The organism is Ottowia sp. (assembly GCF_035444425.1).
Lineage (GTDB): Bacteria > Pseudomonadota > Gammaproteobacteria > Burkholderiales > Burkholderiaceae_C > Ottowia.
Genome location: NZ_DAOMOQ010000015.1, coordinates 1 through 23,363 on the forward strand (window position 1 = coordinate 1; position 23,363 = coordinate 23,363).

The 23,363-nt window shown below is 70.1% G+C and carries 19 protein-coding genes and 1 tRNA gene; 5 read left to right on the forward strand and 15 right to left on the reverse strand.

Translation table 11 applies throughout. From position 1 onward, the window contains the following. Positions 1 to 229: 229 nt before the first annotated feature. The 4 genes from PK606_RS07840 to PK606_RS07855 form a co-directional block, all read right to left on the reverse strand. A tRNA-Ser gene (locus PK606_RS07840) sits at positions 230 to 319 on the reverse strand. Between the two features lie 45 nt (positions 320 to 364). Continuing rightward, positions 365 to 1,684 (reverse strand): serine--tRNA ligase, encoded by a 1,320-nt coding sequence (gene serS, locus PK606_RS07845; RefSeq protein WP_324562481.1) that lies wholly within the window; start codon positions 1,682 to 1,684, stop codon positions 365 to 367. Positions 1,685 to 1,751: 67 nt separating this feature from the next. After that, positions 1,752 to 2,723, reverse strand: coding sequence for a 4-hydroxy-3-methylbut-2-enyl diphosphate reductase (gene ispH / locus PK606_RS07850; RefSeq protein ID WP_324562482.1), 972 nt, complete (start codon positions 2,721 to 2,723; stop codon positions 1,752 to 1,754). Then, on the reverse strand, positions 2,723 to 3,166 hold the full coding sequence (locus PK606_RS07855) for an FKBP-type peptidyl-prolyl cis-trans isomerase (RefSeq protein ID WP_324562484.1): 444 nt from the start codon (positions 3,164 to 3,166) through the stop codon (positions 2,723 to 2,725). The genes ispH and PK606_RS07855 overlap by 1 nt, the downstream gene beginning before the upstream one ends. A gap of 56 nt (positions 3,167 to 3,222) precedes the next feature. Here PK606_RS07855 and radC point away from each other — a divergent pair, with 56 nt between their 5' ends. Together radC and PK606_RS07865 are read left to right on the forward strand one after the other, a co-directional pair. Beyond that, positions 3,223 to 3,900: a RadC family protein gene (radC, locus tag PK606_RS07860; RefSeq protein ID WP_324562485.1), complete on the forward strand. Its 678-nt coding sequence runs from the start codon at positions 3,223 to 3,225 to the stop codon at positions 3,898 to 3,900. After that, positions 3,897 to 4,541: a Smr/MutS family protein gene (locus PK606_RS07865; RefSeq protein WP_324562487.1), complete on the forward strand. Its 645-nt coding sequence runs from the start codon at positions 3,897 to 3,899 to the stop codon at positions 4,539 to 4,541. Before radC ends, PK606_RS07865 begins: the two co-directional genes overlap by 4 nt. Positions 4,542 to 4,675: 134 nt before the next feature. Here the strand turns inward: PK606_RS07865 and PK606_RS07870 are convergent, their stop codons facing one another. The 7 genes from PK606_RS07870 to PK606_RS07900 all read right to left on the reverse strand — a co-directional run bounded on the left by PK606_RS07870 (position 4,676) and on the right by PK606_RS07900 (position 13,856). Further along, positions 4,676 to 5,884: a threonine ammonia-lyase gene (locus PK606_RS07870; RefSeq protein WP_324562489.1), complete on the reverse strand. Its 1,209-nt coding sequence runs from the start codon at positions 5,882 to 5,884 to the stop codon at positions 4,676 to 4,678. Positions 5,885 to 5,931: 47 nt separating this feature from the next. After that, positions 5,932 to 6,753 (reverse strand): isocitrate lyase/PEP mutase family protein, encoded by an 822-nt coding sequence (locus PK606_RS07875; protein WP_324562492.1) that lies wholly within the window; start codon positions 6,751 to 6,753, stop codon positions 5,932 to 5,934. A gap of 200 nt (positions 6,754 to 6,953) precedes the next feature. Beyond that, positions 6,954 to 8,198 (reverse strand): MFS transporter, encoded by a 1,245-nt coding sequence (locus PK606_RS07880; RefSeq protein ID WP_324562494.1) that lies wholly within the window; start codon positions 8,196 to 8,198, stop codon positions 6,954 to 6,956. Next, positions 8,191 to 8,610, reverse strand: a complete 420-nt coding sequence (locus tag PK606_RS07885) for a group II truncated hemoglobin (protein WP_324562496.1) — start codon at positions 8,608 to 8,610, stop codon at positions 8,191 to 8,193. The genes PK606_RS07880 and PK606_RS07885 overlap by 8 nt, the downstream gene beginning before the upstream one ends. A gap of 195 nt (positions 8,611 to 8,805) precedes the next feature. Continuing rightward, positions 8,806 to 10,071: a patatin-like phospholipase family protein gene (locus PK606_RS07890; RefSeq protein ID WP_324562498.1), complete on the reverse strand. Its 1,266-nt coding sequence runs from the start codon at positions 10,069 to 10,071 to the stop codon at positions 8,806 to 8,808. A gap of 160 nt (positions 10,072 to 10,231) precedes the next feature. Further along, positions 10,232 to 12,838, reverse strand: a complete 2,607-nt coding sequence (locus PK606_RS07895) for an ABC transporter permease (RefSeq protein ID WP_324562499.1) — start codon at positions 12,836 to 12,838, stop codon at positions 10,232 to 10,234. Between the two features lie 193 nt (positions 12,839 to 13,031). Continuing rightward, positions 13,032 to 13,856 carry a formate dehydrogenase accessory sulfurtransferase FdhD gene (locus PK606_RS07900; protein WP_324562501.1) on the reverse strand — a complete coding sequence of 275 codons (825 nt, stop codon included), beginning with the start codon at positions 13,854 to 13,856 and terminating at the stop codon, positions 13,032 to 13,034. Positions 13,857 to 14,126: 270 nt separating this feature from the next. Between PK606_RS07900 and PK606_RS07905 the strand changes: the two genes are divergently transcribed. Further along, complete coding sequence (locus PK606_RS07905) at positions 14,127 to 15,287, forward strand: MBL fold metallo-hydrolase (RefSeq protein ID WP_324562503.1); 1,161 nt, start codon at positions 14,127 to 14,129, stop codon at positions 15,285 to 15,287. 120 nt (positions 15,288 to 15,407) lie between these two features. Then, on the forward strand, positions 15,408 to 16,622 hold the full coding sequence (gene ubiM, locus PK606_RS07910) for a 5-demethoxyubiquinol-8 5-hydroxylase UbiM (protein WP_324562505.1): 1,215 nt from the start codon (positions 15,408 to 15,410) through the stop codon (positions 16,620 to 16,622). A 45-nt stretch (positions 16,623 to 16,667) separates the two neighbouring features. Here the strand turns inward: ubiM and PK606_RS07915 are convergent, their stop codons facing one another. From PK606_RS07915 to PK606_RS07930, 4 genes are read right to left on the reverse strand one after another with little or no spacing between them, the layout of a single operon-like run. After that, positions 16,668 to 17,090: a hypothetical protein gene (locus PK606_RS07915; protein WP_324562507.1), complete on the reverse strand. Its 423-nt coding sequence runs from the start codon at positions 17,088 to 17,090 to the stop codon at positions 16,668 to 16,670. Positions 17,091 to 17,093: 3 nt separating this feature from the next. Continuing rightward, positions 17,094 to 17,579, reverse strand: a complete 486-nt coding sequence (locus PK606_RS07920) for a hypothetical protein (protein ID WP_324562509.1) — start codon at positions 17,577 to 17,579, stop codon at positions 17,094 to 17,096. Between the two features lie 42 nt (positions 17,580 to 17,621). Then, positions 17,622 to 20,432, reverse strand: a complete 2,811-nt coding sequence (fdhF, locus tag PK606_RS07925) for a formate dehydrogenase subunit alpha (protein ID WP_324562614.1) — start codon at positions 20,430 to 20,432, stop codon at positions 17,622 to 17,624. A 26-nt stretch (positions 20,433 to 20,458) separates the two neighbouring features. After that, positions 20,459 to 22,174, reverse strand: a complete 1,716-nt coding sequence (locus tag PK606_RS07930; RefSeq protein ID WP_324562511.1) for an NADH-ubiquinone oxidoreductase-F iron-sulfur binding region domain-containing protein — start codon at positions 22,172 to 22,174, stop codon at positions 20,459 to 20,461. A gap of 267 nt (positions 22,175 to 22,441) precedes the next feature. On the opposite strand from PK606_RS07930, the gene PK606_RS07935 reads away from it, so the two are divergent. Then, positions 22,442 to 23,305: an energy transducer TonB gene (locus PK606_RS07935; protein ID WP_324562513.1), complete on the forward strand. Its 864-nt coding sequence runs from the start codon at positions 22,442 to 22,444 to the stop codon at positions 23,303 to 23,305. The last annotated feature ends 58 nt before the right edge of the window (positions 23,306 to 23,363 follow it).

The following is a 23,363-nucleotide window of genomic DNA, read 5'->3' on the forward strand; positions in this document are numbered from 1 at the left end:
GCTGAAGCATTCGCTTCAGCGGCCTAGCCTGTGCAGGTTCTGCTGGGTCAATACAAAATGCCGTACCGCCCCTGAAAAAGTCAGGAGGTTCTAAGACAAACGCGCTCTGAGACGGGTTTTGAGGTCGCCGGCCCGACTGGGCAGTCAGGAGCCCATATCAAAAAACCCCACGTGGTGCGGGGCTTCGGGCGCCTTCAAATCGCAGTTAGCAAGTTGGAAGGTCTTGGGCTGGCGGAGAAGGAGGGATTCGAACCCTCGATACGGTAAACCGTATACCGGATTTCGAGTCCGGCGCATTCGACCACTCTGCCACCTCTCCTGCTTCGTGTCGAAGGGCGGATTCTAGCAGCCGCGCGGCTGGGGTTCACGCCGGTTCGGCTGTCAGGGTCTCCAGGCCACCGAGGTAGGCTTGCAAGGCCTTCGGGATGCTGATCGAGCCATCGGCGTTCTGGTGGTTCTCCAGCACCGCCACCAGCGCGCGGCCGACGGCCAGGCCGGAGCCATTGAGGGTGTGCACCAGTTCGTTCTTGCCCTGCGCGTTCTTGAAGCGGGCCTGCATGCGGCGCGCCTGGAAGGCCTCGCAGTTGCTGACTGAGCTGATCTCGCGATAGGTCTGCTGCGCCGGCACCCAGACTTCGAGGTCGTAGGTCTTGCTGGCGCCGAAGCCCATGTCGCCGGTGCTGAGCAGCACCACGCGGTACGGCAGTTCCAGCTTCTGCAGGATCGCCTCGGCGTGCGTCACCATCTGTTCCAGCGCGTCGTAGCTGTGCTCGGGATGCGTGATCTGCACCATCTCGACCTTGTCGAACTGGTGCTGGCGGATCATGCCGCGGGTGTCGCGCCCGGCGCTGCCGGCCTCCGAGCGGAAGCACGGCGTGTGCGCGGTCAGCCTGATGGGCAGATCGGCTTCGGCGACGATCTCGCCGCGCACCAGGTTGGTGAGCGAGACCTCGGAAGTCGGGATCAGGTAAAGAAGTTCGCCCTCGCCTTCCTGGCCGCCCTTCTTGGCGGCGAACAGGTCGGCCTCGAACTTGGGCAACTGGCCGGTGCCGCGCAGGGTCTCGGCGTTGACGATGTAGGGCGTGTAGCACTCGGCGTAGCCGTGCTGCGTAGTCTGCACGTCCAGCATGAACTGCGCCAGCGCCCGGTGCAGGCGCGCCACCGGGCCGCGCATGAAGGAAAAGCGCGTGCCGGCGAGCTTGACGCCGGTCTCGAAGTCGAGGCCCAGCGGCTCGCCCAGTTCGACGTGGTCGCGCACCGGGAAGTCGAACGCGCGCGGCGCCAGCCCGTGCGGCGCCCAGCGGCGCACTTCCTGGTTGGCGCCTTCGTCGGCGCCCACCGGCACGCTCGCGTGCGGCAGATTCGGCACGGCCAGCAGCAGATCGTTGAGCTCGTCCTGGATCACGTCGAGCCGCGCGGCGGAAGCGTCGAGTTCGTCCTTGATCGACGCCACCTGCGCCATCAGTTCATCCGCACTTTCGCCCTTGGCCTTGCGCTGGCCGATCTGCTTGCTCGCGCTGTTGCGCTGCGCCTGCAGTTCCTCGGTGCGGGTCTGGATGGTCTTGCGCTCGGCTTCGAGCGCACGGAACGCGCTCTCGTCGAGGAAGGGCTGCGGGTCCTTGCGCGTCTTCAGGCGTGCCAGCACGCCGTCGAGGTCCTTGCGAAGCAGAATGGGATCAAGCATGGACGGCGATTGTAGGTGTCCATGCGCGCGGGCCGAGGCACGACAACCGGGCCACCGGGCCCGCCACTCAGCGCAGATGCGACAGCTTGGCTTGGCCCGCGCCGTCCAGCTTCAGGCCCTTGGGCAGCGGGAACTTCACCGTTTCCTGGATGCCGTCGAGCTTGCGCACCGACAGCACGCCCAGGTGCTTGAGCCGGTCGATCACCTGCTGCACCAGCACCTCGGGCGCCGAGGCACCGGCCGTGAGACCGATGCGCTTCTTGCCTTCGAACCATTCGCGCTTCAGTTCTTCGGCGCTGTCCACCATGTAGGTGGTGGTGCCCAGCTTGTGCGCCACCTCGCGCAGGCGGTTCGAGTTGCTGCTGGTCTGGCTGCCGACCACCACCACCACGTCGACCTGCGGCGCCATCAGCTTGACCGCGTCCTGCCGGTTCTGTGTCGCGTAGCAGATGTCCTGCTGCTTGGGCTCGCGGATGTTGGGAAAGCGCGCCTTCACGGCGGCGGTGATCTCGGCCGCGTCATCGACGCTCAGCGTGGTCTGCGTCACCACCGCCAGCTTCTCGGTCTGGCTCGGCTGGATGCGCGCCACGTCGGCGACGTCCTCCACCAGGTGGATGCCGCCGTCGAGTTGACCCATGGTGCCCTCGACCTCGGGATGGCCCTTGTGGCCGATCATGATGAACTCGTAGCCTTCCTTGTGCAGCTTGGCGACCTCGACGTGCACCTTGCTGACCAGCGGGCAAGTGGCGTCGAAGATGCGAAAGCCCCGGGCCTGGGCTTCCAGCTCGACAGATCTGGGCACGCCATGGGCACTGAAGATCAGGGTGGCGCCCGGCGGCACGTCGGCCAGATCCTCGATGAAGATGGCGCCCTTGGCCTTGAGGTCGTTGACGACGTAGGTGTTGTGCACGATCTCGTGGCGCACATAGATCGGCGCGCCGAACTTGGCCAGCGCGCGCTCGACGATCTCGATCGCCCGGTCGACGCCGGCGCAGAAGCCGCGCGGTTCGGCCAGCAGCACTTCAGCACGCGGCTCCATCACAGCACTCCAATCACATGTACTTCGAAAGTCACCGGCTGGCCCGCCAGCGGGTGGTTGAAGTCGAGCCTGAGCGCACCGTCCTCGCGCACCGCCTGCACCACGCCGGCAAACTGGCCCTCGCCACCAGGTGTCGGCAGCTGCACCACCTCGCCGACTTCGTAGCGTTCGCCAGGATCGCCCAGCGCATCCAGGTCCTTGCGCGCCAGCCACTGGATCATGTCCGGGTTGCGTTCGCCGAAGGCGGCGCCCGCGGGCAGGTCGAAGCTGGTGTGCGCGCCCTCGTTCAGGCCGATCAGGCAGGCCTCCACCGCCGGCGCCAGCTCGCCGGTGCCCAGCGACAGCGTCGCCGGCTTGCCGCCGAAGGTGTTGATGACGTCACCGCGTGGCCCGGCCAGGCGGTAATGCAGGGTGAGGAAAGATCCCGGTTCGACAACGCTCATGCATACCCCAGATAAACTGCCCCGGATTGTAGGAAACCCCCTGTTGCCCGACCGGCATGGCCCTGAAAGACCTTCCGCCCGACGCGCGTCCACGCGAGAAGCTGCTGGCACGTGGACCCGGCGCGCTCAGCGACGCCGAACTGCTGGCCCTGCTGCTGCGCACCGGCACCGCCGGGCGCGGCGTGCTGCAGATGGCGCAGGAAGTGCTGGATGCGTTCGATGGCATCGCCGGCCTGCTGCATGCCGGCGCCGATGACCTGCGGCGGGTCAAGGGGCTGGGCGGGCCGGCCAAGCGTGCCGAACTGGTCGCCGTGCTGGAGCTGGCGCGCCGCGCATTGGCACAGCAGCTGAAGCAGCGCGCCGTGTTCGACTCGCCCGCCGCGGTGAAGAGCTATCTGCAGCTGCAGCTGGCGCAGCGCGCGCACGAGGTGTTCGCGGTGCTGTTCCTCGACAGCCAGCACCGTCTGATCGCGCTGGAAGAGCTGTTTCGCGGGACGCTGACGCAGACCAGCGTGTACCCGCGCGAGGTGGTGCTGCGCGCGCTGCACCACCATGCCGCCGCCGTGGTGCTGGCGCACAACCACCCCAGCGGCAGCGTGCAGCCCAGCCGCGCCGACGAGGCCATCACGCAGGCGCTGAAGGCCGCACTGGCGCTCATCGACGTGCGCGTGATCGACCATGTGATCGTGGCGCCGGGCGAGGCCTTGTCGATGGCCGAGAAGGGACTCGTATGAAGGCCAAGTCCTTCGCCGAGCTGAAAGGCATGCGCCGGCAGCTGGCCGAGGCCGCGGCGCGCGCCGAGCAGCAGGCGGCCGAGCGCGCCGCCGCCGAGAAGCAGGCCGAGGCCGCAAAGAACCTGTTCGCGCGTGCCATCGGCCCGACGCAGCCGCTGCGCGCGCATGGCCGCGTGGTGCACGCGCCGGCACCGGTCACACCCGAGCCGCGCCAGCGCGCGCTGGACGAGCAGGCGGTGCTGCGCGAGGCGATCTCCGACGAGTTCGACGCCAGCACGCTGCTGCACACCGACGAGCACCTGAGCTTCCGCCGTCCCGGCATCGGCCCCGACGTCCCGCCCAGGCTGCGCCGCGGCGACTGGACCGTGCAGGCCGAGATCGACCTGCACGGCATGCGCACCGACGAGGCGCGCGAGGCGCTCGGCGCTTTCCTGCGCGAGGCGACGAAAGCCGGCCTGCGCTGCGTGCGCGTGGTGCACGGCAAGGGCCTGGGCTCACCCGGCCGCACGCCGGTGCTCAAGGCCAGGGTGCATGGCTGGCTGATCCAGAAGAAGGAGGTGCTGGCCTTCGTGCAGGCCAAGCCGCTGGAAGGCGGCGCGGGCGCTCTGCTGGTGCTGCTGGCGGCGGCCGGGCGCGGTTAACGGAACCCCGAGGCCGCACTACGGGTCAGCATTCGATCCCTGAGAATCCGGTTCACACGAGCTTTTCGAAGCGCGGTTGCCTCGCGGGGCAAGTACCCGATCGCTCTCTTCTGGCGAGCGGGCGGGTGCGGGCCTCAGGCCTCGTCCTGCCAGCGCGTTTCCATGCCCTGGGCCTGCAGCCGTGCCAGCAGTTCGCGCACGTGGGCGCGGTCGCGCGTCTGCAACACCAGTTCGATCTCGACGTTCTGCGCTGCGAGCATGGTGAAGGCGCGCTGGTGGCTGATCTCCTGCACGTTGGCGCCGGTGTCGGCCACCACCTGGGTGATGCGCGCCAGCGAGCCCGGCACGTCGCGCGTGCTGACCACGATGCGCGCCAGCCGACCCGAGCGCACCATGCCGCGCCGGATGATCGAGGCCAGCAGCATCGGATCGATGTTGCCGCCCGACAGCACCAGCCCGACGCGCCGCCCGGCAAAGCGCGCCGGGTGCCGCAGCAGCGCCGCCAGCGCCGCCGCGCCGGCGCCTTCGACCAGGGTCTTCTCGATCTCCAGCAGCATCACGATGGCCTGCTCGACATCGCTCTCGTCGACCAGCAGCCAGCCGTCGACGCGCTGGTGCAGCACCTCGGTGCAGTGCCGGCCGGGCGCACCGACCGCGATGCCGTCGGCAATCGTGCTCACGCCCTGCGCGTGGTGCTGGCTCGTCATCAGGTTGACCATGGCCGGAAAGCGCTGCGTCTGCACGCCGACCACCTCGATCTCCGGCTTGAGCCCCTTGGCCGCGGTGGCGATGCCGGCCATCAGGCCGCCGCCGCCCACCGGCACCACCAGGGTGTCGAGATCGGGGCGCGCCTGCAGCATCTCCAGTCCGATGGTGCCCTGGCCGGCCATGATGGCCTCATCGTCGTAGGGATGCACGAACACCAGCCCCTGCTCGGCCGCCAGCGCGCGTGCGTGCTGGCTGGCGGCTTCCAGCGTGTCGCCGTGCAGCACCACCTCGGCGCCGAAGCCGCGCGTGCGGGCGATCTTCACGCCCGGGGTGAAGCTGGGCATGACGATCACCGCGCGCACGCCGAGCTGCTCGGCGTGGTAGGCCACGCCCTGCGCGTGGTTGCCGGCGCTCATGGCGATCACGCCGCGCGCACGTTCCTCTTCCGAGAGCTGGGTCAGCTTGTTGCAGGCGCCGCGCTCCTTGAACGAGGCGGTGAACTGCAGGTTCTCGAACTTGAGGAACACCTGCGCGCCGGTCAGTTGCGACAGCGTGCGCGATTCGACGCAAGGGGTTTCCAGCACCTGGCCGCGCACCCGTTCGGCGGCTTGTTGAATGTCGGCAAGTTGCAGCATCGGCGCATTGTGCACCGCAGCCGTGCCGGGCCGTCGGTGCGGCCGGCTCACTTGAACAAGCCGTTCAATTCAGTTCCCGTAGGCGTTCCGGCGAAGGCATCGAAGCGGCCCTGCTCGGCGATGATGCGCGCCGCCTGCAGGAATCCGCCCCAGGCCGCGCGCGCCAGTGCGCCGCCGACGCTGATGCGCCGCACGCCGAGCTCGGCCAGATCGGCCACGCCAAGCTCGCTGGCCCAGCCGACCAGCACGTTCACGGGCTTGGGTGCCAGCGCCGCGACCACCGCTGCGATCTGCTCGCGGGTCCTGATGCCGGGCGCATAAAGGCAATCGGCACCGGCCGCCGCATAGGCTTGCAGGCGCGCGATGGCGTCACGAAGGTCGGGCACGCCGACGAAGAAGTTCTCCGCCCGCCCGACCAGCAAGGTGTCGCCGCCCGCCGCGTCGATGGCGGCGCGCGCCACGCGCATGCGCTCCGCAGCCTCATCCATCGCGCGCAGCGGCGCCTCGGGGTTGCCGGTCGAATCCTCGATCGACAGACCTGCCACGCCGGTGTCGACCGCCATGCCCACGCTGCTCGCCAGTTCCTCCAGCGTGTCGCCGAAACCGCTCTCGAAGTCGGCATTGATCGGCAGGCTGGTGGCCTGCACCATCTCGCGCAGGTGGGCCAGCGCGTCATCACGCGCGAGTTGCCCGTCCGCCCGCGCGCGCGACCAGGCATGGCCGGCGCTGCTGGTGGCCAGCGCCTTGAAGCCCATGGCCTCCAGCGCGCGGGCGCTGCCGAGATCCCAGGGGTTCGGCAGCACGAAGCAGCCGGTCTGGTGCAGCGCGCGAAAGGTCGCGCGCCTTTGAGCGATCGTGGGTGGGGACATGGGAACCTCCTGCAATCAGCGTTCGATCAGACGGCAGCCAAGTTCATCGCGGATGCAAATGCAACTCACCTAGTGGCTCGCCGGGATGACCGAATGATGCAGCGGTTCCCGTCCGCCACGCCATCGGCACTTCGATGCGCACCGTTGACAGCATGGACACTGCGCCGCCGCGAATGCAGAGCGCACCGATGGCCGTGCGCTCAGGCACGCCGCGCCTGGATCGCACGCCAGACCAGCAGCGCCAATGCCAGCGCCGCCGGCACGGCGAGTGCCGCGACCGCCACGCGGTAGCTGCCGCTCAGGCCCGCGACGGCGCCGAACGCGGGCGAGCCGCAGACCACGCCCATGAAGGTGAACAGCAGCGTGCCGCCGGTCGCCACGCCGGCCTGGCCGGGCGGCGACTGGCGCGCCACCGTGGCCAGATAGACACCGTTCCAGCCGATCGCCGAGGCGCCGAGCAGCGCCACGATGGCCCAGATCAGTGCCGTCGGCCAATCGGCCTGGAGCAGCGCGGTGAGCACGCTGCCGATGATCATCAGCAGTGCCAGCAGCATCAGCGTATTGCGCGGACCCATGCCGCGGTCGGCCATGGCGCCCCAGCCGATGCGGCCGACCACGCCGGCCAGCTGCGACACCGACAAGGCGACGCCGGCGGCCAGCAGCGTCATGCCCAGCGATTCGTTCAGGTAGGTCACCATGTACGCCGTCACCGACACCTGCACCGCCGAGAACAGGAACGACACCGCCGCCAGCACCGCCAGCGGCTTGTGGCCGAGCACCATGCCGATAGGCTTGAACAGCGCACCCAGCGCCAGCGGCTCGCCCGGCTGGCGGTCGGCATCGAGCGGCGCACGCAGCGGCTGCGACACGCTGGCGCACAGCAGGCAGGCCATGGCCACCACCACCAGCGTGCCCTGCCAGCCCAGCCACAGCGACAGCCCCGGTACCAGCGCACCGGCCAGCATGCCGCCTGCCGGCGTCCCGGTCTGCTTGATCGAGAACACCAGCGCCATGCGCGGCGCCGGCGTGGTCCGCGCCAGCAGTTGCGAGCTGGCCGGCGTGATCGGCCCATAGCCGGTGCCAATGAACAGCGCCCCCACGGCCACCGCCGGCAGCCAGGGCACGGCGCACAGCACCAGGCCGATGGCGCACAGCAGCAGGCCGACCTGGCTGATGCGGATCGCCCCCAGGCGCCGCGCCAGCGTGCCGCCGATCAGGCTGCCCAGCATCGCCGCCAGGTAGCAGATGGCGACGTAGGTGCCGACCAGCGTGGTCGACACGCCCAGCGCACGCGCCACCGCCGGCGCCATGGCCGGCAGCGTCAGCAGCGCCATCGACACCATGGCCTGGATCGCCGTGGTGACGATCAGGCTCGACCAGGTGCCGACGGCCGGCAAGTCCGCCGCCGGTGCCGCGGGCGCGTGCTCGTCGCCCGGCTCAGCCATGCCGATTCCGCATGAAGTCGGCAGTCTGGAAAAAGCTCTGGTTCAGGCGCAGGCGCAGCACCTCGTCGACACCGGTCTCGCGCATCGCCTGATCCATGCACGCCAGCCACTCATCGCGCTCGCGGATGCCGATGGCGAACGGCAGGTGGCGCCAGCGCAGGCGCGGATGGCCGAAGCGCTCGGCGTAGTGATCCGGCCCGCCCAGCCAGCCGCACAGGAACCAGAACAGCTTGCGCCGCGCATCGTCCAGCGTGCTGCCATGCGTGGCGCGCACGGCGGCGTAGCCGGGCTCCAGGTCCATCAGGTCGTAGAAGCGCTCGACCAGCGCGTGCACCGCCGGCTCGCCGCCGATCCAGTCGAACGGCGTGGCAGCCGCCTGGGTGACGGCGGGGTCGTCGGGATCAGCGGTCAAATCGGGCTCCGGCGCGTGCCTGCGGTGCGGTCGGCAAAGCCCTGCCGGCTTGCTGACGAGCCGGTGGACAGCCGTGAGGGGGCTGATACGCGCCGCATGCCGGTCCGCGCAGCCACGGCGAGCCCGGCCCGTGTCTTCATTCTCGATGGCTTGCAAGCTCGGCGCACGGCGCTGATTTTAGGTCGGCGGCCGCACTCATGCTGGCGGCAGCACCACGATGGTGGTGCCTTCCGATGCGGCGGGCACGCTGCCATCCTGTCCGCCGTTCCCGCCGGCCTGTTGCTGCACGGCGCGCGCAGCCTGCACCGCCTGGCCGGCGGCGGCCTCGGCGGCGGCGGCCGAGCGCGCCCGCTCCTCCGCCGGCCACAGGAAACGGGCCCAGGCCGGCTGCGCCTCGGTATCCGCCTCGCCCTCCACCGCATCGGCCGACGCGAAATCAAGCTTGAGCGGATCGCCGTAGTCGCGCTGCAGCTTGATCGAACTGCGCTCGCCGACGGCGGCGAAGCGGCGGCTGAGCCAGTGCCGGGCACGCTCCTGCCCGAGCGCGAACAGCTTCTCGACCGTGGCCGGCTGCGGCGACACCTTGCTGGAGGTCGGCAGCTCGGCCAGCGCGGCGCCACCGTCGATGCGGTGCATGTGGATCGGCTGCAGCCCCTGGTGCGCGAGGCCGCGCTCGATCAGTTCGTTGATGAGCGCGATGCTGCGCATCTGCGCGATCAGGCTGGCGTTGAAGGTCAGGTCGCCGACGCGGTCGGCGATCTCGGCCGCCGAGGTCGGCTTGCCCGGCCGCTTAAGCGGATTGATCTGCACCAGCAGGATGTCCCGGCTCTCGCCCATCTCGACCAGCGGGCCGAGGGCGGGGTTGGCCGCGTAGCCGCCGTCCCAGTACAGCCTGCCGTCGATCTCGGGCGCCTGGAACAGCTGCGGCAGGCAGGCCGAGGCCATCACCGCCTGAGCGCTCAGCCGGCGGCCCGAGAAGATCTCGGCCCGGCCGGTCTCGACGTCGGTGGCGGCGATGAACACGCGCGGCGTCTTCAGCCGGCCCAGGCGCTCGAAATCGATCTGCTCCTCGATCAGCTGGCGCAGCGGGTTGTAGTCGAGCGGATTGACCTGGTAGGGCGAGAACTTGCCCAGCGCGCCCGGCAGCGCGCCCAGCATCAGCCGGGTCAGGCTCGCCGTGCCCTGGCTGGCCGCGCCCAGTTCCATGATCCTGGTCCAGACCCGCGCCAGCGCGGCCCGTGCGCCCTCGGCGGGATCCTGCTGCTCGGCCGCGGCCAGCGCCCAGCCATGCGCCAGTGCGACCGCGTTGATCGCGCCCGCGCTGGTGCCGCTGATGCCGGCAAAGTCCAGCCGCCCGTCCATCAGCAGCGCATCGAGCACGCCCCAGGTGAAGGCGCCGTGCGCGCCGCCGCCCTGCAGCGCGAGGTGGATGGTTTTCTGTGGTTTGCCGGTTTCACTCATGCCGGAAAGTTGAGCACGGCGAACCCGGAAAGATTGGATGCTGGACTCTATTTCGGCACTATTGGCGATCTTGGCCTACATGGCCATCAGCGCCACGGCCCAGACCACCGCCCATCCGTGGCGCGGCGCCGACAACCCGCGCGTCCGCCAGGGCAGCGGCCTACTCGGCCGCGCGCCGCAGCGTCTCCACCACCGGCCGCCGCAGCACCTCGCGCAGGCCCCACCAGCCGGCCAGCAGCGCCAGCACCGCACCGACCAGGCTGCCCGCCAGCGGCACCAGCGGCGATGCGGTCCAGTGGAATTCGAACACGTAGCGCGCCATCGCCCAGCCGACGCCGATCGCCACCACGCTGGCCAGGAAGCCCGCCAACAGGCCGACCCCCATCAGCTCGGCGCGCTGCACCTGCCCCAGCAGGCGGCTGCCGGCACCAACCGCGCGCATGATGGCGAACTCGCGCGCACGCTCCTCGCGCGTGGCGCTGACCGCGGCAAACAGCACGATCAGCCCCGCCACCAGCGTGAAGCCGAATAGGAACTCCACCGCCCGGATCACCTGGTCCAGCACGCGCTGCACCTGCGCGATGGTGCTGCTCATGTCGACGTTGGTGATGTTCGGAAACTGCCGCACCAGCGCGTTGTCGAAGCCGGCCGCGCCACCGCCGGGCCGCCCCAAGCTGGCGGACGTCCCCTCGGAGGGCAGCGCATCATGCGCAGCGGAGGAGCGTGGGGGCCAGATTTCCGGCGCGCGGTACGCGGCGATGTAGGTGATCGGCACATCCGGCATCTCGGCCAGCGGGAACATGACGAAGAAGTTGACGTGCATCGAGGCCCAGTCGACCTTGCGCAGCGAGCTGATGCGCGCCTCGGTCGGCATGCCGGCGATGTCGAAGCGCAGCACGTCGCCCAGCTTCAGGTTCAGGGTCTTGGCCAGGCCCTCCTCGACGCTGATGGCGCCGGCCTCGCCCTCCTGCCAGCGGCCGGCCGCGATCTGGTTGTGCGGCGGCCGGTGCAGGGCGTGCGAGAGGTTGAACTCGCGGTCCACCATGCGCTGCGCGCGTTCGTCGGCGAAGCTCTCGGGTGACACCTCCTGGCCGTTGATCGCCACCAGCCGGCCGCGGAACATCGGGTACCAGTCCATGCGCGTGACGCCGGCCGCATCCAGCGTGGCACGAAACGGCTCGGCCTGTTCGGGCATCACGTTGATGACGAAGCGGTTCGGCGCATCGGCCGGCGTGGCGGCGCGCCAGCTGCTGATGAGGTCGGTGCGCAGCAGCACCAGCAGCACCAGCGCCAGCAGCCCCACCGCCAGGCTGCTGACCTGCACCACCGCGCAGGCCGGCCGCGCCGACATCTGCCGCGTCGCCAACACCATCCAGCGCGGCGCGGTCTGCTCGTTGACGACACCGCGCAACAAGCGGACGGCACCCCAGGACAGCAGCGCGAACACCATCACCGCGCCGGCGAAGCCGCCAACGGCGATCAGGCCCAGCTTCAGGTCTGAACTCACGGCCAGCAGCAGTGCCGCGAACCCGGCCACGCCCAGCGCCAGCACCGCCAGCGAGGCTGGCCTCAGTGCGCCGACATCGCGCCGGATCACGCGCAGCGGCGGCACCTGCGCCAGCTGCAGCACCGGCGGCAGGCCGAACGCGAGCAGCAGCGTCAGGCCGATGCCGAGCCCGAACAGCACCGGCCACGGGCCGGGCGCCGGCAGCGCGGTCTCGACCAGGCCGGCCAGCAGCACCACGAACAGATGGTGCGTGGCGTAGCCGATCAGCACCCCGGCGATGCTGGCGGTCAGGCCGACCAGCACGAACTCCACCGTGTACGCGCCGGCGATGCGCCGCTGCGGCAGCCCCAGCACGCGCAGCATGGCGCAATCGTCCAGGTGCCGCGCCGCGAAGCCGCGCGCCGCCAGCGCCACCGCCACCGCCGACAGCAGCGCCGCCAGCAGCGCCACCAGGTTGAGGAATTTCTCGGCCCGGTCCAGCGTGGTCTGCATCTCGGGCCGGCCGCTTTCCAGCGACTCCAGCCGCACGCCGTGCACGCCGGGCTTTTTGATCTCGGCCCCGGCCCAGGCCATGAAGCGCTGCACCTCGGCCTCCGGCCCCGCCACCGCCAGCCGCCAGGTGATGCGGCTGGCCGGCTGCACCAGGCCGGTTTCGGCCAGGTCGGCGGCGTGCATCATCACGCGCGGCGCGAAGCTCATGAAACCGGCGCCGCGGTCGGGCTCCTGCGCGATCAGGCGCGCGATGCGGAAGCTGGCGTCGCCCAGCAGCAGGGTGTCGCCGTCTTGCAGCGCCAGCGCCTCGAGCAGCGCGGGGTCGACCCAGACCTCGCCGCGCGCCGGGATGGCGTCGGTCGGCTCGCCCAAGCGATCGGTGACGTCGCGCGCCAGCCGCAACCGGCCGCGCAGCGGATAGCCCTGGTCGACCGCCTTCAGCGCCACCAGGCGCGTGGCACCGCCCTGGGCATCGGGCGCCCGGCCCATGGTTGGAAAGCTCAGCGTCAGCGCCTGCTCCAGGCCCAGCGCACGCGCCTGCGCCGCCCAGGCATCGGCCGGCGGGTTGTCGCTGACCACCACCGCGTCGCCGCCCAGCAACTGGCGCGCGTCGCGCTGCAGGCCACCCTGCAGGCGGTCGGAGAAAAAACCCACCGCCGTTAACGCGGCCACCGCCAGCGTCACCGCCACCATCAGCAGGCGCAATTCGCCCGAGCGCAGGTCGCGCCACAGCGAGCGCCAGCCCAGGGTCCAGCTGGAAACGTTCATGGCGCACACTGTACGCAAGTCGCTCGCGCCTTGTCGATCAGGCGCGCCGATGCCATGAAAGGCGGGGCACCACGATCACGGCCTGATTCTCATTGTAGGAGCGGCGGCAGCCGTGAACATGCGTTCGGATGGGCTACGGTTGTTTCGCGGCTGCCGCCGCTCCCACATGGGAAGACAGCCGGATCACGCAGGTTCAGTCCGCCAGCCCCGGCTCCCACCGCACCCGCTCGGGCGCGCTGTAGCACAGGAAGCGCTTGTTCACCGCGCGCCCGATCGCGCACAGGCCGAGCCGCTCGGCCACCTGCAGACCCATCTGCGTGATGCCGCTGCGCGAGACCACGATCGGCACCCCCATCTGCGCCGACTTGATGACCATCTCGCTGGTCAGACGGCCGGTGGTGTAGAAGATTTTGTCGTCGCCACGCTGCAGCGCGGCGTCCTGCAGCCACATCCAGCCGGCGATGGTGTCGATGGCGTTGTGGCGGCCCACGTCCTCGATGAAGATCAGCATGCGCTCGCCGGCGAACAGCGCGCAGCCGTGCACCGAACCGGCCGACTTGTAGGTGCTCTCCTGCAGCCGGATCGCGTTCACCAAGCCGTACAGCTGCGCCTGCGTCACGACGGCCTCGCCGAGCCGGATGCGGTCCAGGTCCTCCATCAGGCCGCCGAACACGCTGCCCTGGCCGCAGCCGGTGGTAACCACGCGCTGCGCCGTGCGCTCGGCGATGCGCTCGATGCCGCGGCGGGTGCGCACCGAGGCGGCACCGACCTCCCAGTCGACCGTGACCGACTCCACTTCCGACAGCGCGGCCACCAACCGCTGGTTGCGCAGGTAGCCCAGCACCAGCCATTCCGGCTGCGCGCCCAGCGTCATCAGCGTCACCAGCTCGTGCTTGTCGACGTAGATGGTGAGCGCGCGCTCGGCCGGGATCGAGGCCTCGCGCGCCTGCCCGTGCTCGTCGATCACGCGCACCCGCTCGGTCAGCGGCGCGCTGGCCTGGCTCAGCCGGGGAATCATGCGACTCGAAGCACCTGTCAAAAATGTGGACTGGCCGCGGGCACCTGCCGCGCCGCCTGCGCGTCAGTGTAGGTCCTGCGGTCGGGCAGGGCCTGGCGACCACTGCCGCTGCCGATGCCGCCGTGGGGACATTCGCGGCAGCGGCGGATGCCAGCCGTGGCCGGCCAGATCACGCTGGCCGGCGGCAGCCACGCGCTGGGTCGCTTGCCATCGTCTCGCCATCGCGTCTAAGATGGCAGGGCCCATCATTCCAAGACCGGAGGAGCCCTCATGAACGCCGACGACCATGACGATTACCTGGCCTCTCCGCGCCGCCGCGGCCTGCTGCGCGCGGCGCCGGGATCGATGCTGTGGGCGCTGGCCGGCGGCCTGGCCGGTTGCGCCAACGTCGTCTCGGCGCAGCCCCTGGCCGGTGGACCGCCGCAGGTCGACCAGCTGGCGGTGCGCGTGGTGACCGACTCCTACCATCACGCCTTCGAGCCGACGCGCAGGCTGCGTGACCTGCAGCTGCAGCGCTACGCGTTCGGCCTGTCAAGAAGCGGTGGCGCGCCGCGCACGCTGCAGAACGAATGGGGATTGTCGCTGCACGTCGAGTCGACGCGCGACTCCGAGAGGCGCCAGGTGCTGATCGATTTCGGCTACACCCCGGAAACGCTGAACAACAACCTGGAGCTGCTCGGCATCGACCCCGCGCAGCTCGACGCCCTGGTCCTGTCGCATGGTCATTACGATCACTTCGGCGGGCTGGTCGGTTTCCTGCGGCGCCATCAGGCTCGCCTGCGCCCGGACCTGCCTTTCGTGCTCGGCGGCGAGGAATGCTTCTGCACCCGCGAGGCTGGCGTGGGTGACGCGGCGGGCTTCTTCGGCGCGCTGGATCGCGACGCCATCCGCGCAGCGCGGCTGCGCATCGAGTTCGCCGAGCGGCCGAGCCTGATCGCCGGGCACGGCTTTTCCACCGGACGCATCCCGGCCGACAGCTTCGAGCGCGTGCTGGCGCCGACCCGCATGGCGGTCGGCCTGAAGGACGGCATCGGCTGCGCGCCCGAGGGATTGCCCGAAGCCAAGCGCGGCATCACCACCATGATTCCCGATGACTTCCAGCACGAGCAGGCCACCGTCTACCACGTCAAGGGCAAGGGCCTGGTGGTCATGACCTCCTGCGGGCATCGCGGCATCGTCAACTCGGTCGCTGCTGCGCGCCAGGTCTCGGGCGTACAGAAGGTGCATGCGGTGCTGGGCGGCTTTCACCTGGCGCCGCATCCGGTCGAGTACCAGCGGCAGACGGCCGAGGCGCTCAAGTCGATCGAGCCCGACTGGCTGATCCCGATGCATTGCACCGGCGAAGCCTTCATCGGCATGGCGCAACAGATCTTTGGCGACCGGATGGTGCGTTCCTCCACCGGCACGCGCCTGGTTTTCGGCAGCACCTGAGGCGCCGCCGCCTTGGTCCGTGGCCGAATGGCCGTCGCCACATCGCCGATCTAGTCCGCATCCTCGGCGATTGACCATCCTCAAACGAGGTGTTGAGCCAGTCCGCTACGCTGCCTGGCCATGCACTACGACCTCCTCATCAGCGGCGCCGGCCCGGCCGGCCTGTGCCTGGCGCGTTCGCTCTCGGGCCTGGGCCTGTCGATCGCGGTAGTGGAGCAGCAAGCCGCCGACGCCATCGAGAACCCGGCCTTCGACGGCCGCGAGATCGCGCTCAGCCAGCATTCGGCCGCGACGCTGCGCCGGCTTGGCGTGCTCGAGCGCATCGAAGCCGACAACCCGGCCGCACTGTCGCCGCTGCGCGATGCGCAGGTACTGAACGGGCCGTCGAAGTTCTCGATGGTGATCGGCCACGGCCTGACTTCGCGCAGCGAGCTAGGCTGGCTGGTGTCCAACCACCTGATCCGCCGCGCGGCCTGGCAGGAGGTGCAGGACAGCATCGCGAGGCATGGCGACATCACGCTGATCGCCGGTGACGGTGTCGCGCATGTCAGCACGGACACCGAGGCGGCCCGGGTCACGCTGGCCAGCGGCGCCACGCATTCGGCGCAACTGCTGGTGGCGGCCGACAGCCGCTTCTCGCCGACGCGGCGCGCGGTGGGCATCGGCGCCACCATGCACGACTTCGGCCGCACCATGGTGGTGTCGCAGGTCGAGCACGAGCTGCCGCACGATCACATGGCCTGGGAATGGTTCGGCCACGACGGCCAGACCATGGCGCTGCTGCCGATGAACGACGACCCGGCCAGCGGCGCGCACCGCGCCTCGGTGGTGCTGACGCTGCCGCACCAGCAGATGGAGCCGCTGCTGGCACTGGACCAGGAAGCCTTCGGCGCCGAGTTGACGCGCCGCTTCGACCGCCGCCTGGGCGCGATGCGCTCTACCAGCACGCGCCACGCCTACCCGCTGGTGGGCGTGTATCCCCGCCGGCTGGTGGCGCAGCGCTTCGCCTGCATCGGCGACGCCGCCGTCGGCATGCACCCGGTGACGGCGCACGGCTTCAACTTCGGCCTGGCCAGCGTCGAGACGCTGGCACGCCAGCTCGGCGCGGCGCACGCCGCCAGCCGCGACCTCGGCGCGCCCGAGGCGCTGGCGCGCTATCAGCGCCTGCACCGCCTGGCGACGCGCCCGCTGTACGAGGCCACGCGCATCGTCGCCATGCTCTACACCAACGACTCGCGACCGGCACGCCCCCTGCGCGAGCTGGTGCTGCGCGTGGCCGACCGCGTGACGCCGTTCAAGTGGGCGATCGCGACCTCGCTGGCAGGGCATCGCTGAGGCCGGTCGGCCCCTTCGGGTCGTGGTAGCCCGCTGCCGGCCGCTCTACGGGTGGCCGTAGTGCTCGCGCAGCAGGGCCCACAGCCACACCGCCATCGGCCGGCCGAGCTTGCGATAGCCCGTGCGCGTGAGGTGGATCTCGTTCTGCCAGTCGCCGGATACGCCTTTCGACCCCGGGACGGCCGGCTCGATGGTCGTGATGGCAGCGGAATCGAACACATGCACGCTTGGCAAGGCCCCAGGCTGCCCGGAGTCGGCATCCGCCGCCAGCCACAGCGCCCGCAGGCGCTCGAACAGGGCACGCGCCAGATCAGTCCGCTCACGGTCGGGGATGCCGTAGCTCTCGCAGGCCGGCCATAGCCAGCCCGCCGGCGCGCCCGCCACGCCTGATGGGCGCGGCACGGGCGTGTGGTAGGTGTGCAGGATGATGGGCGCGGCGCGGTTGATACTCTTGTCGCGCGCATCCACCAGTTAACGCAGGCTGAGCCGCAGGTAGTGCGCCAATGCATCCCAACCCGGCTCGCTGATGAAACGCTCGCCAGGCGGGCCGGCGGCGGCTTCTTCCGGCGTGCGCAGCAGCCGCAGTTCGGGCGCAAGCGCTTGCCCACCGGGATCCAGCGGCGGCACCCCAGCCGCGTCGATCAGGTCATTGCCGCCGGCCGAGATCAGGATGGCGTCCCAGATGCGCGCCTCCCGGCCCCGCAGCAGGTTGGCGAAGCCCCGGTTCTTCGGGAACCGGACCATGTGCCGCAGGGTGTCGCCCGGCGCCGCGCAGTTGATGATGAAAGTGCTCTGCGGCACGTCGAGGCCGAACAGCAGGTTGCTGTTCCGGGGCAGCCACAACGTGCTGAAGGTGAACCAGGAATCCCCCTCGGCCAGAAAGCGCTTGCCATAGCTCTCGGGCGCCGGGTCGATGTCGGCGCGAAGGTCGGAGGGCGACTTGATGACGGCTTGCATGGCCTCCCATGCTGCCGATGGCGACGCTGCTGTCAAGCCCCTTCAAGCGGGTGACACATGCACGGCGCAGTACTTGAACTCGGGGATCTTGCCGAACGGATCGAGCGCGGCGTTGGTCAGCAGGTTGGCCGCCGCCTCGCGGTAGGCGAACGCGATGAACACGCTGCCGGGCGGCGTGCCGTCGTCGCGGCGCACCGTGAGCTCGACTTCACCGCGGCGCGAGCGCACCCGCGCCAAGCCACCCGCCTGCAGGCCCAGGCGCGCCAAGTCGTCGCCATGCATCGACACCGTGGGGCCGGGCTCAATCGCGTGCAGCACGGCCGAGCGCCGCGTCATGGCGCCGGTGTGCCAGTGCTCGAGCTGGCGGCCGGTGATCAGCACCATCGGGTAGTCGGCGTCGGGCCGCTCGTCGGCCGGGATGATGTCGGCCGGCACCAGCTGCACCCGGCCGTTGGACGTCGGCACGTCGTCGGTGAAGACGATCGGCTGGCCGGGGTCCTCCTCGTCCAGGCAGGGGTAGGTGACGCTGCTTTCGCGCTGCAGGCGGTCCCAGGTGATGCCGGCGATGGCGCCGTGCATGGCGCGCCGCATCTCGTCGTAGACGGCGGCGACGCCGTGGAGGGCTGGCTCCTTCTCCGCTTGCAGGGAGCTCGCGTCATAGTCCCAGTCCAGCCCCAGCCCCTTGGCCATCTGCTGGATGATCCACAGGTCGGCGCGCGCCTCGCCGGGCGGCTGCAGCGCCTGCAGGCCGAGCTGCACCATGCGGTCGGTGTTGCTGACGGTGCCGGTCTTCTCGGGCCAGGCCGAGGCCGGCAGGATCACGTCGGCCAGCCAGGCGGTCTCGGTGAGGAAGATGTCCTGCACCACCAGGTGCTGCAGCGCAGCCAGCGCGGCACGCGCGTGGTTCAGGTCGGGGTCGCTCATGGCCGGGTTCTCGCCCATGATGTACATGCCGCGCACCTTGTGCGGGTCGCTCTCGGGCGCCAGCGCCTTGTGCATGATCTCGACCACGGTGTAGCCGGGCTCGTCGTCGAGCGGCTGGCCCCAGAAGTCCTCGAACCAGGCGTGGGCGGACGGATCGGCCACGCGCTGGTAGTTGGGGTACATCATCGGGATCAGGCCGGCGTCGCTGGCGCCCTGCACGTTGTTCTGGCCGCGCAGCGGATGCAGGCCGGTGCCCGGCCGGCCGATCTGGCCGGTGCAGGTGGCCAGCGCGATCAGGCAGCGCGCGTTGTCGGTGCCGTGCACGTGCTGGCTCACGCCCATGCCCCACAGGATGATGGCCGACCGGGCGGTGGCGTAGGCGCGCGCGACCTCGCGCAGCGTCCCGGGCGGGATGCCGCAGATCGGCGCCATGGCCTCGGGTGAATAGCCCTGCACGTTGGCCTTCAGCGCCTCGTAGTTATCGACGCGCGCGCGGATGAAGTCCTCATCCACCAGCCCTTCGTTGACAATCACGTGCAGCATGGCATTCAGCATCGCCACGTCGGCGCCGGGCCTGAACTGCAGCACGCGCCAGGCGTGGCGGCCGATGTCGGTCACGCGCGGGTCGGCCAGCACGATCCTGGCGCCACGCTGGGCGGCGTTCTTCATCCATGTCGCCGCCACCGGGTGGTTGGCCGTGGGGTTGGAGCCGATGATGAAGATCAGATCGGCATGCTCGACGTCGCGCACCGGGTTGCTGACCGCGCCCGAGCCCACGCCCTCCAGCAGCGCCGCCACGCTGGAGGCGTGACACAGGCGCGTGCAGTGGTCGACGTTGTTGCTGCCGAAGCCGGTGCGCACCAGTTTCTGGAACAGGTAGGCTTCCTCGTTGCTGCCCTTGGCGCTGCCGAAGCCGGCCAGCGACTTCGGCCCGTGCGTGGCCTTCAGATCCACCAGCTTGCCGGCGGCGAGTTCAAGTGCCTCATCCCAAGTCGCCTCGCGGAACACCTCGCGCCAGTCGGGATGGTGCTCACAGTGCGCCACGTCCTTGGGCGCGTCGGCACGCCGGACCAGGGGCTTGGTGAGGCGCTCGGGGCTGGCCACGTAGTCGAAGCCGAAGCGCCCCTTGACGCACAGGCGCTTCTCGTTGGCCGGGCCGTCACGGCCGGTGACGCTGATGATCTGCTCGTCGCGGATGTTGTAGGTGATCTGGCAACCGACGCCACAGAACGGGCACACCGAATGGACCTGCCGGTCCACCTTCTGCGGGCCGATGTGCGTCTTGGCGCTCAGCGCCCCGGTCGGGCAGGCCTGCACGCACTCGCCGCAGCCGACGCAACTGCTGGCACCCATCGGATCTTCCAGGTCGAACACGATGCGCGCCTGCGCGCCGCGGCCGGCGTAGCCGATCACGTCATTGACCTGCACCTCGCGGCAGGCACGCACGCAGCGCGTGCACTGGATGCAGGCCGACAGATTGACGGCCATGGCGGGATGGCTGAGGTCGGGCGCGGGTTGTTCGCGTGTCAAGGCTTGCAATGTCGGGCGCACGTTCACGCCAGCCTTGGCGGCCCACTGGCTCAACTCCCCGTGTGGTTGCGCGGCATCGTCCTCAAGCCACTTGAAACCATCCTGCGGCATCTCCGCCAGCAGCAGTTCCAGCACCATGTCCTGCGACTTGCGCGCCCGCTCGCTGCTGGCCTTCACCTTCATGCCCGGCTGCACGCTGCGGCAGCAACTCGGCGCCAGCACGCGTTCGCCCTCGATCTCGACCATGCAGGCGCGGCAGTTGCCCTCGGCACGCATGCCGTCCATATAGCAAAGGCGCGGGATCGCCACGCCATGGCGTTCGGCCGCCTGCAGGATGCTTTCGCCCTCGAAGGCCTCGACCGGCCGACCGTCAAGCTCGAACCCCACCATGGGCGGCATCAGTCGGGCGGCTTTGTCAGGCGCGTTCACGGCTCCACCTCATGCGGAAAATAGCGCTGCACCGACAGCATCGGGTTGGGCGCCGCCTGTCCCAGGCCGCAGATCGAGGCATCGACCATCACCTGGCTCAGGTCACCCATGGTGCCGGCGTCCCACACCGACCCATTCATCAGCTGCGCCGCCTTCACGGTGCCGACGCGGCACGGCGTGCACTGGCCGCAGCTCTCGTCGGCGAAGAAGCGCATCATGTTCAGCGCCGCATCGCGCGCCTTGTCGTGGTGGCCGAGCACGATGATGCCGGCGCTGCCGATGAAGCAGCCGTGCGGCTGCAGCGTGTCGAAGTCCAGCGGCACATCGGCCAGGCGCGCCGGCAGGATGCCGCCGCTGGCGCCACCGGGCAGATAGGCGTACAGCTCGTCGCCGTCCTGCATGCCGCCGCAGTATTCGTCGACCAGCTCGCGCAGCGTGATGCCAGCCGGCGCCAGCTTGACACCCGGCTGCTTCACGCGCCCGCTGACGCTGAAGCTGCGCAGACCCTTGCGATCATGGCGGCCCTGGGAGGCGAACCAGTCGGCGCCCTGCTCCAGGATCGCGCGCACCCAGTACAGCGTCTCGAAGTTGTGCTCCAGCGTCGGCCGGCCGAACAGGCCCACTTCGGCGATGTAGGGCGGGCGCAGGCGCGGCTCGCCCCGCTTGCCTTCGATCGACTCGATCATGGCGCTCTCTTCGCCGCAGATGTAGGCGCCGGCACCACGGCGCAGCTCGATGGGTGGCAGCGCGAAGGGCGGATCGGCCTGCAGCTCGGCGATGGCCTGGGCAAGGATGGCGCGGCACTCCGGGTATTCGTCGCGCAGGTAGATGTAGATGACCTCGCAGCCGACCACCTGGGCGGCGATCAGCATGCCTTCGAGGAAGCGGTGCGGGTCGCGCTCAAGGTAGAAGCGGTCCTTGAAGGTGCCCGGCTCGCCCTCGTCGATGTTCACGGCCAGCAGCCTCGGCGCATCGAAGCCGCGCACGATGCGCCACTTGCGCCCGGCCGGAAAGCCGGCCCCGCCCAGGCCGCGCAGGCCGGCATGTTCCAGCGTCGAGATCACGTCCTCGTGCGCCAATTCGCCGGCTGCCACGCGCTGCACCAGGCGGTAGCCGCCGGCTTCGCGGTAGCGTGCCAGCGTCAGGACTTCCGGGGCGTCAGGTGCGCAGGCACCACCTGCTGCAGGCCCATCATTCACCGCGTCGCGCAATCCTTCTGCGCTGACATTCACGAGCGAGCGCATCTGGCCCTGTGTCGTGAGCAGCGCCGCCGGTGCCTGCTCGCAGCGTCCCATGCAGGGCGCGCGCAGCACCTGCACATCTTTGCCCAGCAGCGCCGGCAGGCGCTCGATCAGCTTGTGCGATCCCGCCAGCTGGCAGCTCAGCGATTCGCATACGCGCAGTGTCACACGCGGCGGCGTGGCGTCGTCCTTCAGGACCTCGAAGTGGTGGTAGAAGCTGGCCACTTCGTAGACCTCGGTCATGGCCAGGCGCATCTCGCTCGCCAGCGCCACCAGGTGGCGCTCGAACAGGCCGTGGTAACGGTCGTTGAGCTGGTGCAGGTGCTCGATCAGCAGATCGCGCCGGTGCCCATCGGCCGGTGGCGCGCCGATCAGCGCACGAACCTCGGCGACCGCCTGCGCGTCGGGCTGTCGGCCCTTGAGTTGATGACGCGGCCGGCGCTTGTGAAGCTGGATGCTGGATTCGCTCATGGTCTTATGCATTGTCATGCAAACGTCCGGCGCCAGACGCATATCCGCAGCCTGCTCGCGGATTTGCTGGCTGGCGGCGCCGCGACACGCCCAGGCTCGCGCGCTTGCAGCGGAAACGGCGGTAGCCAGCGCAGGCGCTGCGAAGCGTGAAGCCTGCTCGACACTGAACCCGCGCTGACGGCGCGCCAGCAGGCTCGCAATTGATCTGGTTCAGTAAACTGCGTCGCCGCGGTGCCGGCGTCAGCGAGGCTTTCGTATCATGGGCCATTGCCACCGCTTCACCTCTCTTCCACCGTGTTGTATCCGGGCCGCAAGGCCCTTCTCGTTGGCGGCGTCATCCTGCTGCATGGACTGGCGCTGTGGGCCCTGAACGGCGGCCTGCAGCGCACGCCGATGGAGCCGATCGTGCCGGCGCGCTTCATCGTGGTGCCGGTTGCGCCGCTGGCGCCCGAGCCACTGGCCGCACCGCCGGCAAGCCCGGCGCCGGCAGTTCCGGCACCCGACGAGGTGCCGCCCGCGCCTGCGCCCGCGCCGGTTCCGGCCGCGGCGCCACGCAGCACCCCGGCCCCGCGCAAGACAACGCCAGCGCGGACCACGCCGCCACCCAAGCCCCGCCCCGCGGTGGCCAGTGTGCGACCGAAGCCGAGACCCGCACCTGAGCCGCCGGCTCCGTCAACGCAGGATACGGCAGCCACCAAATCCACCATCGCCACCACACCGCCGCCGGCCGCGCCGCCGGACGCACCCGCGGTCGAGTCCGGCACCAGCTCTTCAGTGGCGGCGCTCCCCGCGGCGCCCGTGGCTGCCAGCGTCGCACCCGCGCCGACACCCGCGGCAAGCCCGGTGGTAGTGCCGCCTTCATCCAGTGCCAGGCATCTGAACAACGCGCCGCCACCCTACCCGGCCATCAGCCAGCGCCTGGGCGAGTCCGGCCGCGTGGTGGTGCGGGTGCTGATCGGCGCCGACGGGCGCGCGCAGGAGGCGCGCATCCAGCGCTCCAGCGGCTTCGACCGGCTGGACCGGCTGGCACTGGAGACGGTGCGTGACCGCTGGCGCTACGTCCCCGGCACGCGCGCGGGCGTGCCGGAGGCGATGTGGTTCAACGTGCCGATCAGCTTCGTGCTCGAGTGAGGCACCGGTCCGAACCCGGCAGCTGCCGGGCGGGGACGGCAGCGCCAGGCACCGGCCG

Bases quoted from the DNA above. Each gene is read 5' to 3' on its own strand.
- PK606_RS07890 (WP_324562498.1), bottom strand. From the start codon at position 10,071: ATGAGTGAAACCGGCAAACCACAGAAAACCATCCACCTCGCGCTGCAG.
- PK606_RS07865 (WP_324562487.1), top strand. From the start codon at position 3,897: ATGAAGGCCAAGTCCTTCGCCGAGCTGAAAGGCATGCGCCGGCAGCTG.
- PK606_RS07870 (WP_324562489.1), bottom strand. From the start codon at position 5,884: ATGCTGCAACTTGCCGACATTCAACAAGCCGCCGAACGGGTGCGCGGC.
- PK606_RS07895 (WP_324562499.1), bottom strand. From the start codon at position 12,838: ATGAACGTTTCCAGCTGGACCCTGGGCTGGCGCTCGCTGTGGCGCGAC.
- fdhF (WP_324562614.1), bottom strand. From the start codon at position 20,432: ATGCCGCCCATGGTGGGGTTCGAGCTTGACGGTCGGCCGGTCGAGGCC.
- ispH (WP_324562482.1), bottom strand. From the start codon at position 2,723: ATGGAGCCGCGTGCTGAAGTGCTGCTGGCCGAACCGCGCGGCTTCTGC.
- PK606_RS07855 (WP_324562484.1), bottom strand. From the start codon at position 3,166: ATGAGCGTTGTCGAACCGGGATCTTTCCTCACCCTGCATTACCGCCTG.
- PK606_RS07880 (WP_324562494.1), bottom strand. From the start codon at position 8,198: ATGGCTGAGCCGGGCGACGAGCACGCGCCCGCGGCACCGGCGGCGGAC.
- PK606_RS07905 (WP_324562503.1), top strand. From the start codon at position 14,127: ATGAACGCCGACGACCATGACGATTACCTGGCCTCTCCGCGCCGCCGC.
- PK606_RS07900 (WP_324562501.1), bottom strand. From the start codon at position 13,856: ATGATTCCCCGGCTGAGCCAGGCCAGCGCGCCGCTGACCGAGCGGGTG.
- serS (WP_324562481.1), bottom strand. From the start codon at position 1,684: ATGCTTGATCCCATTCTGCTTCGCAAGGACCTCGACGGCGTGCTGGCA.
- radC (WP_324562485.1), top strand. From the start codon at position 3,223: ATGGCCCTGAAAGACCTTCCGCCCGACGCGCGTCCACGCGAGAAGCTG.
- PK606_RS07875 (WP_324562492.1), bottom strand. From the start codon at position 6,753: ATGTCCCCACCCACGATCGCTCAAAGGCGCGCGACCTTTCGCGCGCTG.
- ubiM (WP_324562505.1), top strand. From the start codon at position 15,408: ATGCACTACGACCTCCTCATCAGCGGCGCCGGCCCGGCCGGCCTGTGC.
- PK606_RS07920 (WP_324562509.1), bottom strand. From the start codon at position 17,579: ATGCAAGCCGTCATCAAGTCGCCCTCCGACCTTCGCGCCGACATCGAC.
- PK606_RS07930 (WP_324562511.1), bottom strand. From the start codon at position 22,174: ATGAGCGAATCCAGCATCCAGCTTCACAAGCGCCGGCCGCGTCATCAA.